Raw genomic sequence first — 17,412 nt, 5'->3', positions numbered from 1 at the left:
ACCCCAGGGCTAGGATCCTGCTTCTGACGGGTCGTGGGGCGGGGGGTGACCGGTGGCCCCGGATGGGACGGACGGCACGCCCCGCTGGGGGAACCGGATCGACGGCGGCACGTTCGGCACCGTCATCCAGGCCGAGCGGATCGACGCCGTGCACATCCACGTGCACGAGGAGACCGCCGAGCCGCCCCGGTCGCCGCTGCGCCTGTTCGTACTGGCGGGGCTGTTGCTCTGCGTCAGCGGCGGGCTGTGGGTCGTTCAGCCTCTGGTACCGGACGCGGTGCTGGCGGAGCAGCGGCGGCTGCCGGCGCTCGCCGCGCTGTTCGCGGCCCTGTCGGCGGGTGTCGCCGCAGTCGGCCGGATACGCGACCGGCGGCGGCTCACCCGCCCGCGGGCCACGCACTCCGCGCACCGGCTGGACCGGGCCGCCGAAGGGCTGGCCGAGGCACTGGTCCGGCAGTACGGCAGACAGGACCAGCTCGCACTCGCTCCGGTGCACACCCCCACGCCCATTCCCGTGCGGTGGACGGCCGCCGACCCGCTGGTCACCGATCATGTGCCGAACGTGGTGGGCGCCCCGGCCCGGCACGACCTCCCGGCCGGGGACGACGCCGTCGCGGGCGGGCTGGAGACGGAGGGCGAGTTCGCGGGAACGGCGGCGTTCTTCACCTCGCTGCCCAGGCAGCGGCTGGTCATCCTGGGAGCACCCGGCGCGGGCAAGACCGTGCTCGCCTACCGGCTCGCTCGTACGCTCCTGGAGGCGCGGGGCCCCGCGTCGGCGGCACCCGTCCCGGTCGTCCTGCCGCTGGCCTCCTGGAACCCGGGTGGCGGACGGGGGCTGTGGCGCTGGGCCGCCGAGCGGCTGTGCGCCGAGCACCCGGTGCCGCTGCCCACGGTCGAGGTCGCCCTCGACCTGATCGAGTCCGGCCGTGTCCTGCCCGTGCTGGACGGCTTCGACGAACTCCCGGACTCCGCGCAGGCGTACGCGCTCCGGCAGCTGCGCACCAGTCTGACCAGCCACGCGCGCTGCGTCCTCACCAGCCGCACGGCCGAGTACGCCCGGGCGGTGGAGGGGGCCGCCCTCCCGCTGCCCGGTGCCGTGGCGGTGGAACTGTGCCCGCTGACCACGGACGACCTGTGGCGCTATCTGCCCCGTACCAGCCGCCGCACCAGCCGCAGCGACCCGGCGCACACCAAGTGGTCGCCGGTACTGGAGCGGCTTGCCGACGCCGACGACACGAGGCGCGAGACGCGGGTGCTGCGCCGGGTACTCAGCACCCCGCTGATGGTGGCACTCGCCCGCGTCGCCTACAGCGAAACGGACGCCGACCCCGCCGAACTGCTCGGCGCTGGACGCTTCACCATCCGGCAGGCCGTCGAACGGCACCTGTACGACGCGTTCCTGACCGCCGCCTACGCGGACGCCTCGGGTGCGAGCGCGGCGAAGACACGGGAGCACGCCTCCTTCCTGGCCGCGCTCACCGGCCGCCTCGGCGGGCAGGAGGTCGCCTGGTGGCGGCTGGAGGAGGCACTGCCGACCTGGCTGCGACGGCTGAGCGTGCTGCCCGCCGCTCTGACGGCGACGCTCACCGTGTCCATGGCGGACTTCAGCGCGCCCTGGTGGGACCGCTGGGTGCCGGTACCGCTGTGGGCCGGATTCGGGCTGGGACTGTGCGCGTACGCGACCGCCAGGTACGGGGGCAGCGCCGCGCGGGCCCCGCAGCAGGTGCGGCTGCCACGCCCCGCGGACGTGCGGCAGGCACTGCGCTGGACGGCGGTGGGGAGGCTCACCGGCTGGACCCTGGGCGCCGGCTGCCTGGTCTACCTGCTGGCGCTGGCCGGCGAACCGGGGCAACTGAGCCTCGCACTGCTGCTGTACGCCGTCTTCTTCGCACGCTCCGTGGCCCGCTGGTGGCTCGCACGGGCCCGGCCGCCCGCCGATCCGGAGACGGCGTCGGAACCCGCCCAACTGCTGCACCGGGACCGGCGTACCACGCTGGCCCTCGGCGCGGCACCCACCTACCAGCCTGAAGAGATCCCTCTCGTGTGGGCCGCCCCCGTGCTGATGCTGGGCCTGTGGCAGCTGTCCCTCGGACGGGACGTGGTGACGGCCGGGACGTGGCTGGTGACCGCCGCCGGGACCCTGCTGAGCGGCTGGCTGTGCGAGATCGCCACCTCGGCCTGGGGCCGTTACACCCTCGCCCGCATCTGGTTCGCCGCGACCGGACGCCTGCCGTGGCGGCTGATGGACTTCCTCCGCGAGGCGCACGCCAAGGGCGTGCTGCGCCAGGCGGGCGGCGTCTACCGCTTCCGCCACATCGAACTGCGCAACCAACTGGCCGCCGACGTCCCCGCTCCGCGGAAGCCCCGTCACCGGTTCCCGAAGCTGGCCGAGGCGGCCCAAAACGGGGTCGTGGGCCTGGCCGGACTGCTCCTTTGCACCGCCGTGGTCCCCGGCGTGCTCGCGACGGGCCCCGCTCCGGGCCCGTATCCGGTGCCCGGCTCCGTCTGCGCGGCGCTGCCCACCGAGGTGCTCGACGCGCTGATGGACGATCCGCGCCGGGTCGCCGACGGTGACACCTGTGCGGCGGGTGAGCAGGCGCCCTTCCGGCCGGAGGTCCAGGTGCGGGTGCGGGTGCAGGCCCTGGCGGGCGATTGGACGGACAGCGGCCCGGCCAAGGCACGCCGGCGGTTCGCGCTCCTGATCGGTAGCGAGCGCAGCGCCTGGAAGGTCCGGCGGGCGGGAACGGGAGCCGCTCAGATGTCCTTCGACGCCGCACCGGCCCCGGCCGACCAGGCGGTCCGGGTGGTGACCGTGACCCGATTCACGGACACCGGACGCCCCGCCCTGCGGCAGGCCCGGTACGCGGCACGCGACGGGAACCTGCTGGTGACCGTGGAGTTCGCCGAGGAGTTCGCCTCCCGGCGCAGGGTCGCGGCGGTCGCCGAGTCGCTGCTGCGCCGGGCGCTGGGCCGCACCGACGCCCGGGACCTGGCGGACATCCCCCGCACCGAGGTACCCAAGACCTCCCGGCTCGCCCGCTACCGGCGCTCCGAGCAGCGCCTGTACGGTGCGGTGTGGGGCCGCGCGGAACGCTCGTTCGTCTGGAAGTTCTCCCTCTTGGCCCTTCCGGTGCGCGCACCGAAGCACATGACGTGCACCTGGGCCCCGGAGGAGAAGGACCACGTGCGCACCTACAACTGCGAGAACGCCACCTCTCCGCCTCCCACCTATCCCGCCGCCACCGAGCCGCCGGGCAACGCCCCCTGGTTGCGCCTGTACGCCGCCGAGCTGTCCTGCGGTGCCAGCTGCGGGGACAAGGAGGTCCGCGCCTTCGTCCGGGAGCGCCCCACCGGGAAGAGGCAGGGATGGCGCCGGGCCTCCGACGCCCTCTACTCGGTCCGGCGCACCGACGACGAGTACGAGCTGCGCATGTGGGGTGAGTACCGGTACGGGCACGGCGAGCGACGGCAGATCTGGCTGCGGGTGCGAGTGCGGCCCGAGCATGCCGAACTCGCGCAGAAGATCGTCAACAGTGTGTACACCCAGGCCGGCGGTGGCCGGTGAGTCGCGCTGCCGCAAGCCGCACAGGCCCCGACCGGTGCGGCGGGGCGGGCCTCACAGGTCCTGCATCGTCCGGTGCAGCAGGCAGAACTCGTTGCCCTCCGGGTCGGCCAGCACCGTCCATGAGGCGTCCGGGGGCTGGCCGACGTCGACCCCGGTGGCGCCCAGTTCCAGCAGGCGTCGCAGCTCCTGCTCCGTGGTACTGCCGTCGGCACGCAGATCCAGGTGGAGACGGTTCTTTCGGGGCTTGCGCTCCGGGACGGGCAGCACGTCGATGCCCGGCTGCGCCGGGTCGGCCGGGCCGATCTCGATGCCGCCCTCGGACTCGTCCCTGACCTGCCAGTCCAGCACCCGGCACCAGAAGTCCGCCACGGCCGGCGGATCCACGGCGTCGATGCACAGCACCGCGATACGACTCGTCATGGGACGGACCCTAGCCAGGAATGCGACCGGGATACGGGATGCTGAACCGCACGGAGGTGTAGACGATGACCGACAGCACCAGCGGCACCAGCAGCGCCGCATACCGGATCGAGCACGACTCGATGGGCGAGGTACGGGTGCCCGCGCACGCCAAATGGCGGGCGCAGACGCAGCGGGCCGTGGAGAACTTCCCCCTCAGCGGGCAGCGGCTGGAGCGTGCGCACATCGAGGCGCTGGCCCGGATCAAGGCGGCGGCCGCCACCGTCAACGCCCGCCTCGGGGTCCTCGACCAGCGGCGGGCCGACGCCGTGCGGGAGGCGGCCGAGGAGGTCGCCGAGGGGCGGTGGGACGAGCACTTCCCGGTCGATGTGTTCCAGACCGGCTCGGGCACCTCGTCCAACATGAACATGAACGAGGTGCTGGCGACGCTGGCCACCGAACGGCTGGCCGCCTCGGGCGGTGAGGCGCCCGCCGTGCATCCCAACGACCACGTCAACGCCAGCCAGTCGTCCAACGACGTCTTCCCGTCCTCCATCCACATCGCCGCGACCGCCGCCGTGACCGCCGATCTGATTCCGGCCCTGGAGCATCTGACGGCGTCGCTGGAGGGCAAGGCGGGCGAGTTCGCCGATGTGGTCAAGAGCGGGCGCACCCATCTGATGGACGCCACGCCGGTGACGCTCGGCCAGGAGTTCGGGGGCTACGCGGCCCAGATGCGGTACGGGGTCGAGCGGCTGCGTGCCGCGCTGCCCCGGCTCGCCGAACTGCCGTTGGGCGGTACGGCCGTGGGCACCGGCATCAACACTCCGCCCGGCTTCGCCGCCGCCGTCATCGAGGAGGTGGCCCGCTCCACGGGGCTCCCGCTGACCGAGGCGCGCGACCACTTCGAGGCGCAGGGCGCCCGGGACGCGCTGGTGGAGACCTCCGGACAGCTGCGGACCATCGCGGTCGGGCTCACCAAGATCTCCAACGATCTGCGCTGGATGGCTTCCGGGCCGCGGACGGGGCTGGCGGAGATCGCACTGCCCGATCTGCAGCCGGGCTCCTCGATCATGCCGGGCAAGGTCAACCCCGTCGTCCCGGAGGCGGTGCTGATGGTCGCCGCGCAGGTCACGGGGAACGATGCGACGGTGGCTGCGGCGGGCGCCGCGGGCAACTTCGAGCTGAACGTGATGCTGCCCGTCATCGCCAAGAACCTGCTGGAGTCGGTGCGGCTGCTGGCCAACGCGGCGCGGCTGCTGGCCGACCGCACCGTCGACGGCGTCACCGCGAACGTGGAGCGGGCGCGCCAGTTCGCGGAGTCCTCCCCTTCCGTGGTCACTCCGCTCAACAAGTACATCGGCTACGAGAACGCGGCCGCCGTCGCCAAGACGGCCATGGCGCAGCAGCTCACCATCCGCGAGGCGGTACTGGCCGCCGGCCATGTCGAGCGGGGTGAGCTGACGCTGGAGCAGCTGGACGAGGCCCTGGACGTCCTGCGGATGACGCATCCCTGAGGGGGCGGCACTTCCGGTGGCACTTCTCGGGCGCGTTCCGGGCTGTCCGGCGGAACCGAGGGTTCCGGGCCCGTTGTGGGCGCGCTGCGGCGCAGCTCACGGCGGGCCGGTGGGTCGCGCACCTAAGATCCCGTCATGACAGCGGAACAGGCGGCGCCCCCGCACCGGTGGCCCACAGGCACCCCGATCCTGTGGCGCTACCGCGCCAACGGCGGCGCGTACCCCCACATCTGCCGTCCGGTCACCGTCGTGCGCGACACGGCCGAGCTGCTGGCGGTGTGGATGGCGCCCGGCACCCTGTGTGTCAGGCCCGAACTCGCCGACGGCACCCCCGTCCACCACGAGCCGCTGGCCACCCGCTACACCAAGCCGCGCCGGGTCGCCTTCACCCGCTGGTTCGGCATGGGCGTGCTGAAACTGGCCCGGCCGGGGGAACCGTGGTCGGTGTGGCTGTTCTGGGAGCGCGGCTGGCTGTTCAAGAATTTCTACGTGAACCTGGAAGAGCCCCGGCTGCGCTGGCCGGGCGGGGTGGACTCCGAGGACCACTTCCTGGACCTCGAGGTCGGCCCCGACGGCCGTTGGGAGTGGCGGGACGAGGACGAGTTCGCCCAGGCGCAGCGCGCGGGGCTGCTGGACGCGGAGCAGGCCGACCGGATCCGCGCGGCGGGGCGGCGGGCCGTGGAGGCGGTACGGTCCTGGGGCTCGCCGTTCGCGGACGGCTGGGAGCGGTGGCGGCCCGACCCGGAGTGGCCGGTGCCCGCGTTGCCGGACGACTGGGACAGGCCGCCGTTCGGTGGGCAGGACAGGCCGCCGTCCGGCGCGTGTCTGCACCGACCTCCCGATGCCCCTTGATACGCCCCCATACTGCAAACGTAGGATCAACGTCCGTAAACGTACGCTGCACAACTCCCCTCACCCCCCGGGGACTTGACCGGCAGCCAGGAAGGAGCCCAGCCGTGAGCAGCTCTGCGGGTTTTGGGGCTAGCGGGAGATCCGGGGCAGGTGCCGGGGCATATGACGGATTTGACCGTACGAACATCGACCGTTCGGGCCAGTCCGAGGCGTTCGACGCCATCGGGGACCGCTACGACGAGGCGTTCCCGCACAAGGAGGGCCAGATCGCCTGCGCCGCCTGGCTGGCCGACCGGCTGCCGACCGGCTCCCGCGTGCTGGACGTGGGCTGCGGCACCGGACTGCCGACGGCCCGCCAGCTCACCGAAGCGGGACACAAGGTCGTCGGTATCGATCTGTCGCCCTCGATGCTGAAGCTGTGCCGCGACAACGTCCCGGAGAGCGAATGCCGCAAACTGGACGTGGCCGACCTGGAGTCGTCGGGCCTGGGCCCGTTCGACGGAGCCGTCGCCTTCTTCTCGCTGCTGATGCTGCCCCGACCGGAGATCCCGTTCGCCCTGCGGGCCCTGCACGGGCAGCTGCGTGGCGAAGCACCGCTGGTACTGGGAATGGTGGAGGCGGACGTGAACGATTTCGCCATCCCGTTCCTGGGCAACTCGATCCGGGTATCCGGCTATCTGCGGGACGAATTGCGCGGGGTGGTCCAGGACGCGGGATTCGATGTCGTAGGAGAGGACGCACGCGCGTACGCTCCTGCGAGCACGGATGTACCTCCCGAGATTCAGCTCTTCTTGCAGTGCCGACGACGCCCATAGACCGCGAGCACCCAGCGCAGGGCGTGCGCCGACGCGCAGCCCCGGATGGATGGAAACCGAACGCGTGACGGAGCACGAGAAACCTGCGGCGAACAGCACGACCGAACCGACGCACCCCGCACCGGCGGGCGGCGCCCACGACGGCACCGCCGACGCCGGCGGTCAACCGCCTCGGCGGGGGCGCGACGGCGCCCCGCCGCGACCGCGGCCGCACCCCCCGCAGCCGGGCGAGCCGGACGTGCCCGCCGGGCCGGTGCCCGACGACGAAGCGGGCAACGAGCGGTCCGAGCGGGAGCGCAGGGGCGGGGACCGGCTGCGGTTCGTCGGCGCGGCGACGCGGCGCATCGCCCGCGGTGTCGACCTGGACGAGACGGTGCTGGGCCTGTGCCGGGCCAGCGTGCCCGCGTACTCGGACGCGATCCTCGTCTATCTGCGCGACCCGCTGCCGGTCGGTGACGAGCGCCCCACCGGCCCCTTCATGCTGCGGCTGCGGCGCAGCGACCGGATTCCCGAGGACCCGCTGGCCGCGCAGGCGTTGCAGGCCGCCCAGCCGGCGGCGCCCGGCGTGCGCACGACGCAGGCGACCGGACATCCGACCCAGGCCGCCGACTACCCCGGACACAGCGCGGCCGAGGCGGCCGGTCTCTCGTTGGGAATGGTCACGGGCGCGGCGGCCGGCGGGACGGGCACGACCGCGTCCAAGCTCACCGAGGTGCGCCCGGGCGGCCCGCTGGCCGAAGTGCTGCGCGGGGTACGGCCGGTCTTCGCCGACTCCCCCGCCGCCAGCGCCGCACTGCCCGAACTCCTCGGCCCGGAGCGGGACGTGCCCGCCGGGCACCGCGCCATCCTCGCGCCGTTGCGGGGACGGCGCCGGGTGATCGGCGCCGCGGTCTTCCTGCGCCGCCCGGACCGGCCCGCGTTCGAGCCCGACGACCTGCTCATCGCGGCGCAGCTGGCCACCCACACGGCACTCGGCGTGGACAAGGCCGTGCTGTACGGACGCGAGGCGTACATCGCCGACGAGCTGCAGCGCACCATGCTGCCCGACGAACTGCCGCAGCCCACGGGCGTCACCCTCGCCAGCCGCTATCTGCCCGCCGCCGAGACGGCACGGGTGGGCGGCGACTGGTACGACGCCATCCCGCTGCCCGGCTCGCGGGTGGCGCTGGTGGTGGGCGATGTGATGGGCCACTCGATGACCTCCGCGGCGATCATGGGCCAGCTGCGCACGACGGCGCAGACCCTGGCCGGGCTGGATCTACCGCCCCAGGAGGTGCTGCACCACCTGGACGAGCAGGCGCAGCGGCTGGGCAGCGACCGCATGGCCACCTGCCTGTACGCCGTGTACGACCCGGTGGCGCACCGTATCGTCGTCGCGAACGCGGGCCACCCGCCGCCGGTCATGCTGCACCGCAGCGGACGGGCGGAAGTACTGCGGATACCGGCGGGCGCACCGATCGGTGTGGGCGGCGTCGACTTCGAGGCCGTCGAGCTGGACGCGCCGGCGGGCGCCACACTGCTGCTGTACACCGACGGGCTGGTCGAATCGCGGCAGCGCGACGTGTGGACGGGTATCGAGCATCTGCGCGAGAAGCTGGCCGCCACCGCGCGGCTCACCCGGCCCGGCGCCTCGGCCCCGCTGGAGCCGCTGTGCGACGAGGTGCTGGACATCCTCGGACCCGGCGACCGGGACGACGACATCGCCCTGCTGGCCGCCCGGTTCGACGGCATCGCACCCAGCGATGTGGCGTACTGGTTCCTCGACCCGCGCGCCCAGACGGCACGTCAGGCCCGGCGGCTGGCCCGAAGAGCGCTGGCCCGCTGGGGCCTGGAGGAGCTGTCGGACTCGGTCGAACTGCTGGTGAGCGAGATCGTCACCAACGCCGTACGGTACGCCGAACGCCCCATCACGCTGCGGCTGCTGCGCACGGACACGCTGCGCTGCGAGGTGGGGGACGACGTACCGCAGCTGCCCCGGCTGCGGCAGGCCCGCGCCACCGACGAGGGCGGGCGCGGGCTGTACCTGGTCAACCGGCTGGCCCGGCGCTGGGGCGCCACACGGCTGTCCACGGGCAAGGTCGTCTGGTTCGAGCTGCCGGTCCCGGAACCGGAACCGGAGCTGTGACCCCCTGCGCTTGGACCCGCGCCCCTTCTGCGCTTGAGAGGGCTCAGGCACCTTGCTGCGCTTGGGAGGTCTACGCGTGGGGGCACCTCCCGGACGGAGTCCGGGGGAGCAGACCTCCCAAGCTCAGCGGTAGCGGCGCAGCCGCACAGCACGGCGCAGGGCGCAGCCGCGAAACGCGGCGTCAGGCGTTGAGGTGGGCCTCGGCGTCGAGGGTGGTGGCGACCGCCTGGACGACCGCGGCGATCTTGAACGCCTCCTGGATCGTCTCGCGGTCGACGCCCGCCTTGCGCAGTACCTGCTCGTGCGAGTCGAGGCACTGGCCGCAGCCGTTGATGGCGGAGACGGCGAGCGACCACAGTTCGAAGTCCGTCTTCTCGACACCGGGGTTGCCGATGACGTTCATCCGCAGCCCGGCGCGCAGCGTGCCGTACTCCGGGTCCGACAGCAGGTGCCGGGTGCGGTAGAAGACGTTGTTCATCGCCATGACGGCGGCGGCCGACTTGGCGGCCGTGTACGCCTCGTCGCTCAGGTTCTCCTTGGCCTCCGGCTCCAGCGCGCGCAGCACGATCCCGGAGCGGGACGCGATGGCGCAGGCCAGAACGGTGCCCCAGAGCTGCTGCTTGGGCAGCTCGGAGTTGCCTATGACGGAGCCGAGGTTGAGCTTGAGGTCCTTCGCGTAGTCCGGAAGGGCCGACTTCAGTTCATCGAGCGCCATGGTTGCTCACTCACCAGCCAGCAGCTTGACCGGGTCGAGGGTCTCCTCGCCCTGCGTCCAGTTGCAGGGGCACAGCTCGTCGGTCTGCAGCGCGTCGAGGACCCGCAGGACCTCCTTGGGGTTACGGCCGACGGAGCCGGCGGTCACCATCGTGAACTGGATCTCGTTGTTCTGGTCCACGATGAAGACGGCGCGCTGCGCGAAGCCGTCCTCGCCCTCGATGCCGAGCGCGCGCATCAGCTCGTGCTTGGAGTCGGCCATCATCGGGAAGGGCAGGTCGGTCAGGTCCGGGTGGTCCTTGCGCCAGGCGTGGTGCACGAATTCCGAGTCACCGGAGAAGCCGAGGACCTGCGCGTCGCGGTCGGCGAACTCCTCGTTCAGCTTGCCGAACGCGGAGATCTCCGTCGGACAGACGAAGGTGAAGTCCTTGGGCCAAGCAAAAACGACCTTCCACTTGCCCTCGTAGGTCTTGTGGTCGATCGTCTCGAACTCCTTGCCCTTCTCCAGAGAGACACAGGCGGTCAGCTCGAACTCAGGGAACTTGTCACCGACAGTGAGCACGTACACACTCCTTGCACTTGCGGCCAGGATGCCCGTATTGCATGCATTCCTGGAGGTTGGTCACCACCACCTAACCACATGCGCCATTGATCGCGGAAATAGCCCACAGCGAGTTGATTGATCGGGCAAAACTATCGGCCGTTGCCACGGGAGTTCACAGCAGACCGGGGGCCCGGACCGGCAGAACCGGTCCGGGCCCACCTGCGGGGCGGTTCGCTCAGGCGTTCTCGCCCTGGTCCTGCTCGGCGCCCTCGACCTCGTTGGTGACGGTGGCCTGGCCCACCTTGCCGAGGATCTTCGTGATGATGTCGCCCGCCCGCACGGACTTGTCCAGCTGCGACGTCTTCACGCCGTAGGAGTCCTCCACGTTGGTGTAACCCAGGTCGCCGGGGCCGCTCTCGTGGAGGGTCGGACCGGCCTTGTTGATGAGATTGACGTCGGCCATGGCAGCCGGTGCCGAGAGACCACCGAGAGCGACGGTCAGACCGACGACGGCTGCGGCACGCGCGCATCTCTTCATTACTGACTCCTTCTTCTGCGTGTCGAGTATGTCCTGTCTTGTAGGACAATGCACTTATTCGCACTTGATGGAGTATTTACGCAATATATGGAGATGATTCACCTGTCAGGCGGCAGCACGCAGTGTGGCCTCTCCCTTCGAACCCTCGGTTGACCTGCCAGAAGGCCGCTCAAGGAGGAACGGGGGGGCGCGCCGGTCCTGTCAGCCGACTGAGAACCTGTGAGCGCGGGCGATAGCTACAGTGGCTGTGTTTGATTGGAGCGCACTATCAATGACCGCCGCCACTGTCCCCGCGCAGCCGACCCGTCCAGCGCGCGCACGCCAGCCCAGCCTCGCCCAGCTGCGTGCCTTCGCCGCCGTCGCCGAGCATCTGCACTTCCGGGAGGCCGCAGCGGCGCTCGGCATGAGCCAGCCCGCGCTCTCCGGCGCGGTCGCCGCATTGGAGGAGACCCTGGGCGTGCAGTTGCTGGAGAGAACCACTCGAAAGGTGCTGCTCTCCCCCGCCGGTGAACGCATGGCCGCCCGCACCCGGGCCGTGCTGCACGCCGTGGGCGAGCTCATGGAGGAGGCCGAAGCGGCCCAGGCGCCGTTCACCGGTGTGCTGCGGCTGGGGGTCATCCCGACGGTCGCGCCGTATCTGCTGCCCACCGTGCTCGGCCTCGTCCACAAGCGCTACCCGGACCTGGACCTGCAGGTCCACGAGGAGCAGACCGCCTCACTGCTGGAGGGGCTGGGCCACGGGCGGCTGGACCTGCTGCTGTGCGCCGTGCCCCTGGGGGCCTCCTGGGTGCGTGAGGTGCCGCTCTTCGACGAGGACTTCGTGCTGGTCACCCCGTTCGACCACCCGGCCGCCGGGCGCACGGACCTGCCGCGCTCCATGCTGCGCGAGCTGGATCTGCTGCTGCTCGACGAGGGGCACTGCCTGCGCGACCAGGCGCTCGACATCTGCCGTGAGGCGGGACGCACCGAGTCGGCCAGCGTGACGACCAGTGCGGCCGGCCTCTCGACGCTGGTCCAACTGGTGGCCGGCGGCATGGGCGTGACCCTGCTGCCGCGGACGGCCGTAAGAGTGGAGGCCGGACGCAACGAGGTCCTGCGTACCGCGCACTTCGCCGACCCGGCTCCCTCGCGGCGGATCGCGCTGGCGATGCGGGAGGGCGCGGCGCGCGAGGAGGAGTTCCGCGCCTTCGGTGACGCCCTGCGGGCCGCCATGCGCTCGTTGCCCGTACGGACCGTACTGCCGTAGGAGCACGCCCCCGCTCAGCCCTCGCGCGGCGGACGGCCCCTGCGGGGGTGGGGGCGGGCCTCCTTGGGCAGCCGGCCGGCCTCTTTGAGGGCCCGGCGCAGCAGATAGTCGATCTGCGCGTTGGTGGAGCGCAGTTCGTCGGCCGCCCAACGGGCGAGGGCGTCGTACATCGCGGGATCGAGCCGCAGCAGCACCTGCCTGCGCTGCCGGGAGCCGCCCTTCGCGTCCTTGTCCGACCGGCTTCGCGCCGCAGGCTTCCCCGCCCGGTCCCCCGCCGGCTTCTCCGATGCCGTCCGCTCGGGGTCCGGGGCGGTGTCCTCGCCCTCGCCGTCGGCCGTCACTGGTAGAGCGACCCCGTGTTCAGTACGGGCTGCGGGGAGCGGTCGCCGCACAGCACCACCAGCAGGTTGCTGACCATGCTGGCCCGGCGCTCCTCGTCCAGCTCCACGAAGTCCTGTGCGGTGATCCGGGCCAGCGCGTCCTCGACCATTCCGCAGGCGCCCTCCACGATCTGCTTGCGGGCCGCGACGACCGCGCCGGCCTGCTGCCGCTGGAGCATGGCGGAAGCGATCTCCGGCGCGTAGGCGAGGTGGGTGAAGCGGGATTCGACGACGGACACCCCGGCCGCCCGCACCCGGGCCGTCAGCTCCGCGGCCAGCTTCTCGGTGATCTCCTCGGCGTTGCCGCGCAGTGAGAGGCCGGCCTCGTCGTGTGCGTCGTACGGGTACTCGATGGCGATATGGCGGACGGCGGCCTCCGTCTGCGTGGAGACGAACTCCGCGTAGTCGTCCACCGAGAAGGTGGCCTGCGCGGTGTCCCGCACCTGCCAGACCACGACCGCGGCGAGCTCGATCGGATTGCCGTAGGCGTCGTTGACCTTGAGGACCGCCGTCTCGTGGTTGCGGACCCGGGTGGAGATCTTGGTGCGGCTCGTCAGCGGATTGACCCAGCGCAGTCCGTCGGCGCGGATGGTGCCGGTGTAGCGGCCGAACAGCTGGACGACACGCGCCTCGCCGGGCGCCACCATGTTCAGCCCCGCCATGGCGAAGACGGAACCGATCACCAGCACCACGCCGAGAGCGATCAGCACTCCGCCGCCCGCTCCACCCCCGTCCGACGCCGAGCCGCCTCCCGCGACGACGGCGCCGACGCCGAGCAGGAAACCGATCAGACCCAGCAGCAGGGCGAGCCCGCCCGGGATGCTGTGCGCTGCCGTCTCCCGCACTTCGGGTGTGGGCATCTCAGGTGCGTCCGTCGGCTGGTCAAGGCTCATCGCGATCCCCCGGTCCATTCGTTCCCGCATTATCAAAGTGCTAGCACTTTAATACGAAGGACCGGCCCCTGGCCAGTACGCGGCCAGGGCGCCGCCGGCTCCCCCGGCCCTCTCAGGACCGCACAAGAGCAACCCCGTCGCTTCTGGCTGCGTCAGCCAACGGGACCGTCATAGCCGGACGGTCCCGGCACCTTGGACAGACCTCGAGCGGGAAAGTGGGCGATGGGACAGGCAGCGGACGACCGGCTCGCACCGCCCCCACGCGCAGAGCCGCCCGAAGAGACCGAGCCGACCGGTCGGTTGGAGCCGCCCCGTTCCGGCGCACGGACCCGGCGCGGCGCACCGACCCGCCCACCCCGGGTGCCCCGCCTCGCCGGGCCACCGCGGCGTACCCGCCCGGTGGGTCGCCTGCGCTCGCTGAGCAACACGCCACCGGTGCGCCGGATACGGCGGCGCGCGCTCACCCTCCTCTCACAGCCGTACTGGGAGGCGCCCAGCTCCGCGTACGTCGTCCGGCGCTGGCCCGGCCTGACGGCGATGTGCTGCGCGACGCTGTTCTTCTGGCTCTCGCTGACGCCGTCGCTCGTGCCCCGGCCCTGGCTGCTGCAAGGGGTGATCGGCGGAATAACGGCCGCCATCGGATATGCCCTCGGGGCGCTGGTGGAGTGGCCGGCACGGCTCTGCCTCGGGCCGCTGTACCGCCGGTACCGGAGCCGGGTGCTGCGTCGGCTGCCGGGCCGGCCCGGTCCGCACTGGCGGGCGCGCGCCTGGCTGGCGTACTACCTGCTCAGCACCGGCCTTACCATCGCGGCCCTGTCCTGGAGCGCCGACGCGCAACGGGAACTGCGCCGCCTCCAGGAGATGCCGGAGACCCTGACCTGGCACTCCATGATGATCGCCCTGCTCGCCATGGCGATCTGCTTCGCGCTGGTGGCGGTCGGCCGCGCCGTACGACTCGGGACCCGGGTGCTGATCCGGCTGCTGGGCCGCTTCGTGCCGCGCCCTGTGGCCATCGTGGCGGGGCTGCTGGTCAGCGCCACCGTCGTCGTCTTCGGCACCCGCGACGTCGTCTTCGACCGCGGCATCATCGACGTCGCCGCGCGACTGGCCGAGAACACCGACAAGAGCACCAAGGACGGCATCGTCCGGCCCACCTCGCCGCTGGTCTCCGGCAGCTCCGCCTCCCTGGTGCGCTGGGACGAGCTGGGCTACGAGGGCCGGAACTTCACCGGCTCGTCGCTGTCGCCGCACCAGATCAGCACCGTCACCGGCAAGCGGGCCGTGCAGCCCATCCGGGTCTACATCGGCCAGGAGGCGGCACCGACCTTCACCTCCCGCGCGAAGCTCGCGGTACGGGAACTGGAGCGTACCGGCGCCTTCGACCGGGACGTGCTGGCCATCGCCGGCACCACGGGGCGCGGCTGGGTCAACTCCACGGACGCCGAGCCGCTGGAGTACATCCACGGCGGAAACACCGCGATCGTCGCCGTGCAGTACTCCTATCTGCCCAGCTGGGCCTCGTTCCTGGTGGACAAGGAGCAGGCCGGCCGCGCCACCCGGGCACTGGTGGAGGCGGTACGTGCCCGCTGGCTGCGGATACCGGCCGACGAACGGCCGAAGCTCGTCGTCTTCGGCGAGTCCCTCGGCGCCTACGGGATCGAGGCCTCCTTCGACGGCCCCGACGACATGCTGGCCAAGGTGGACGGCGCACTGCTGGCCGGAGCGCCCAACTTCTCCCCCATCCGCCGGCAGCTGACCGCGCACCGCGACCGGGGCAGCCCGGTCTGGCGGCCCGAGTACCGGAAGGGGCGCCACTTCCGGTTCGCGCAGTGGCCCCGCGAGGACCTCGCCCGGCCCGGTCCGGAGTCCGCGTGGAAGCAGCCGCGCGTCGTCTATCTGCAGAACGCCTCGGACGCGATCGTGTGGTGGTCGCCCGACCTCGCCCTCGAACCGCCCCGCTGGCTGCGGAAGCCGCTGGGCCCGGACATCACCGACGAGGTCAACTGGTTCCCGCTGGTCACCTTCTGGCAGACGACGGTGGACATGGCCGTCTCCTACGGCGTCGGAGCCCCGCACGGACACCGCTACGGCAACGGCTCGGTCGAGGGCTGGGCCGCCGTCGCGCCCGCCGAGGGGTGGACGCGGCAGGACACCGAGCAACTGCGGCGGTTCATGGACCAGCGCGAAGCGCCCTACTGAGCACCCTGCGACGCGCCCGGATGCGGACTGCTCACCGCTGCGGCGGCCCCGCGTCACCCGGGGCCTCGCCCCCGGGCTCCTGCTCCGGTGCGGCTCCCTCGGTCGGGGCGTTCGGCTGCGGGGTGGCCTCCCGCAGCCGGCTGAGGGTCTGTTCCTGGGCGTAGCCGCGCAGATAGCCGACGACGGTGTTGGTGACGGCGACCAGCGGCACGGCCACCACGGCGCCGGGAATGCCGGCGATGAGGCTGCCGCCGGTCACGCCGAGGACCACGGCGAGCGGATGGACGCGCACCAGGCGGCCGAGGATGAACGGCTGCAGGATGTGGCTCTCGATCTGCTGGACGGCCAGCACCACGGCCAGCGCGAGCAGCGCCGTGACGATGCCGTCGGTCACCAGCGCGACCACGACGGCGAGCGCCCCGGAGACCACGGCACCGATGATCGGGACGAAGGCGAAGAGGAAGATGAAGACGGCGAGCGGCACCGCCATCGGGACATTGAGGATGTACAGCCCAACTCCGATGAAGACCGCGTCGATCAACGCGACTATGACCGTCCCGCGCACATAGCCGGTGAGCGTCGCCCAGGCGCGCGGACCGGCACCGGCGACCCCGTCCCGGGCGGCGGCGGGGACGAACTTGAGCGTCCATTCCCAGATGCGGCGGCCGTCGTAGAGCAGGAAGAGCGTCACGAACATCGCCAGCAGCGCGCCGGAGAAGAACTCCAGGATGACGGTGACGCCCTCGATACCGGCGGTGGTCAGTTCCTTGCTGTTGTCGCCGATCCAGTCGCTGAGGTTCTGCGCGATCTCGTTGATCTGGTCCTCGGAGACATGGAACGGGCCGTTCAGCGCCCAGTTCTTCAGCTCCTGGATACCGTCCTGCACCTTGTCGGTGAGGGTGTCCAGGTTCTCCATCACCTGCCAGACCACGAACCAGCCGACCAGACCCATGATGACGAAGCCGCCGATGAAGGTGATGGCGGTGGCCAGTCCGCGCCCCAGGCCGATCCGCCGCAACCGGGCGACGGTGGGCTGGAGCAGCGCGGTGATCAGCAGACCGGCGGAGAAGGCGATGATCACCAGGCTTATCGTGCTGACGACCTTCATCAGCACCCAGATGACCCCGGCGAGCACCAGCAGTCGCCAGCCGGCCTCGGCGGCGACCCGCACTCCCCACGGGACGGCGGCCGACGGCTCCGGCTTGGCCGCTATGGCGGGCGCGTACTGCGGGGGCGGCGGTACATAGCCGCTGCCGTCGGCGGCTCCGCCCGCCTCCGCCTCGGCCTGTGCCCGGCCCGCCTCGGTGTTGGAGAGCTTGGGGTCGATGCCGTCGGCCCTGCGCGCGGCAGCAGAGCTCCGCTCCGCTTCGGCACGCCGCTCGGCGGCCTTCGCGGCCCAGCGGCCCACGGCCGCCCTGAGCCTGTCCATGCTGCTCGTCATTCCGGTTCCTCCGCCCCCGGGCCAGTGGCTTCGCCGTGTGAGGGACGACGTTACCCGGGCCGATGGTTGCTTTCCGAACCGGAAACCTCGGCCGAAGCGCTCCTGGCGGGAAGCCGGGCACGCCGCACGGCGGTGCCCGGACATACGAGATGCCCCCTGGGCCGATCCTCACAGATCGCCACGA

14 protein-coding genes are annotated in these 17,412 nt (G+C 71.9%); 7 read left to right on the top strand and 7 right to left on the bottom strand.

Annotated features, from left to right (window positions below):
* Positions 1-52 precede the first annotated feature (52 nt).
* Positions 53-3,565, top strand: coding sequence for an NACHT domain-containing NTPase (locus KBY19_RS37165; protein ID WP_210965326.1), 3,513 nt, complete (start codon positions 53-55; stop codon positions 3,563-3,565).
* 51 nt (positions 3,566-3,616) lie between these two features.
* Here the strand turns inward: KBY19_RS37165 and KBY19_RS06285 are convergent, their stop codons facing one another.
* Entirely contained in the window at positions 3,617-3,985 is a 369-nt protein-coding gene (locus KBY19_RS06285; RefSeq protein ID WP_185018026.1) for a VOC family protein, read from the bottom strand.
* A 65-nt stretch (positions 3,986-4,050) separates the two neighbouring features.
* Between KBY19_RS06285 and KBY19_RS06280 the strand changes: the two genes are divergently transcribed.
* The 4 genes from KBY19_RS06280 to KBY19_RS06265 all read left to right on the top strand — a co-directional run bounded on the left by KBY19_RS06280 (position 4,051) and on the right by KBY19_RS06265 (position 9,273).
* Entirely contained in the window at positions 4,051-5,481 is a 1,431-nt protein-coding gene (locus KBY19_RS06280) for an aspartate ammonia-lyase (RefSeq protein ID WP_185018025.1), read from the top strand.
* 135 nt (positions 5,482-5,616) lie between these two features.
* Entirely contained in the window at positions 5,617-6,333 is a 717-nt protein-coding gene (locus KBY19_RS06275; protein ID WP_185018024.1) for a DUF402 domain-containing protein, read from the top strand.
* Positions 6,334-6,437: 104 nt separating this feature from the next.
* Positions 6,438-7,148, top strand: a complete 711-nt coding sequence (locus tag KBY19_RS06270; protein ID WP_099883723.1) for a bifunctional 2-polyprenyl-6-hydroxyphenol methylase/3-demethylubiquinol 3-O-methyltransferase UbiG — start codon at positions 6,438-6,440, stop codon at positions 7,146-7,148.
* Positions 7,149-7,197: 49 nt separating this feature from the next.
* A complete protein-coding gene (locus tag KBY19_RS06265; RefSeq protein ID WP_185018023.1) occupies positions 7,198-9,273 on the top strand; it encodes a SpoIIE family protein phosphatase in 2,076 nt (691 codons plus the stop codon).
* Between the two features lie 181 nt (positions 9,274-9,454).
* Here KBY19_RS06265 and KBY19_RS06260 read toward each other — a convergent pair whose 3' ends face one another.
* The 3 genes from KBY19_RS06260 to KBY19_RS06250 all read right to left on the bottom strand — a co-directional run bounded on the left by KBY19_RS06260 (position 9,455) and on the right by KBY19_RS06250 (position 11,069).
* A complete protein-coding gene (locus KBY19_RS06260; protein WP_099883719.1) occupies positions 9,455-9,988 on the bottom strand; it encodes an alkyl hydroperoxide reductase in 534 nt (177 codons plus the stop codon).
* Between the two features lie 6 nt (positions 9,989-9,994).
* On the bottom strand, positions 9,995-10,549 hold the full coding sequence (locus KBY19_RS06255; RefSeq protein ID WP_099886757.1) for a peroxiredoxin: 555 nt from the start codon (positions 10,547-10,549) through the stop codon (positions 9,995-9,997).
* A 217-nt stretch (positions 10,550-10,766) separates the two neighbouring features.
* A complete protein-coding gene (locus KBY19_RS06250; protein ID WP_099883717.1) occupies positions 10,767-11,069 on the bottom strand; it encodes a hypothetical protein in 303 nt (100 codons plus the stop codon).
* A gap of 271 nt (positions 11,070-11,340) precedes the next feature.
* On the opposite strand from KBY19_RS06250, the gene KBY19_RS06245 reads away from it, so the two are divergent.
* Entirely contained in the window at positions 11,341-12,315 is a 975-nt protein-coding gene (locus KBY19_RS06245; RefSeq protein WP_099883715.1) for a LysR substrate-binding domain-containing protein, read from the top strand.
* Between the two features lie 14 nt (positions 12,316-12,329).
* On the opposite strand, the gene KBY19_RS37460 is transcribed toward KBY19_RS06245, so the two are convergent.
* Positions 12,330-12,656 (bottom strand): AT hook motif protein, encoded by a 327-nt coding sequence (locus KBY19_RS37460; RefSeq protein ID WP_099883712.1) that lies wholly within the window; start codon positions 12,654-12,656, stop codon positions 12,330-12,332.
* A complete protein-coding gene (locus tag KBY19_RS06235) occupies positions 12,653-13,588 on the bottom strand; it encodes an SPFH domain-containing protein (protein WP_099886756.1) in 936 nt (311 codons plus the stop codon). The genes KBY19_RS37460 and KBY19_RS06235 overlap by 4 nt, the downstream gene beginning before the upstream one ends.
* Before the next feature lie 222 nt (positions 13,589-13,810).
* On the opposite strand from KBY19_RS06235, the gene KBY19_RS06230 reads away from it, so the two are divergent.
* Entirely contained in the window at positions 13,811-15,787 is a 1,977-nt protein-coding gene (locus KBY19_RS06230) for an alpha/beta-hydrolase family protein (RefSeq protein WP_247690657.1), read from the top strand.
* Between the two features lie 31 nt (positions 15,788-15,818).
* Here the strand turns inward: KBY19_RS06230 and KBY19_RS06225 are convergent, their stop codons facing one another.
* A complete protein-coding gene (locus tag KBY19_RS06225) occupies positions 15,819-17,228 on the bottom strand; it encodes an AI-2E family transporter (RefSeq protein ID WP_210957014.1) in 1,410 nt (469 codons plus the stop codon).
* Positions 17,229-17,412 lie beyond the last annotated feature (184 nt).

The organism is Streptomyces sp. B15 (genome assembly GCF_018070605.1).
GTDB lineage: Bacteria > Actinomycetota > Actinomycetes > Streptomycetales > Streptomycetaceae > Streptomyces > Streptomyces smyrnaeus.
This window is presented reverse-complemented; position numbering and strand designations above follow the sequence as displayed.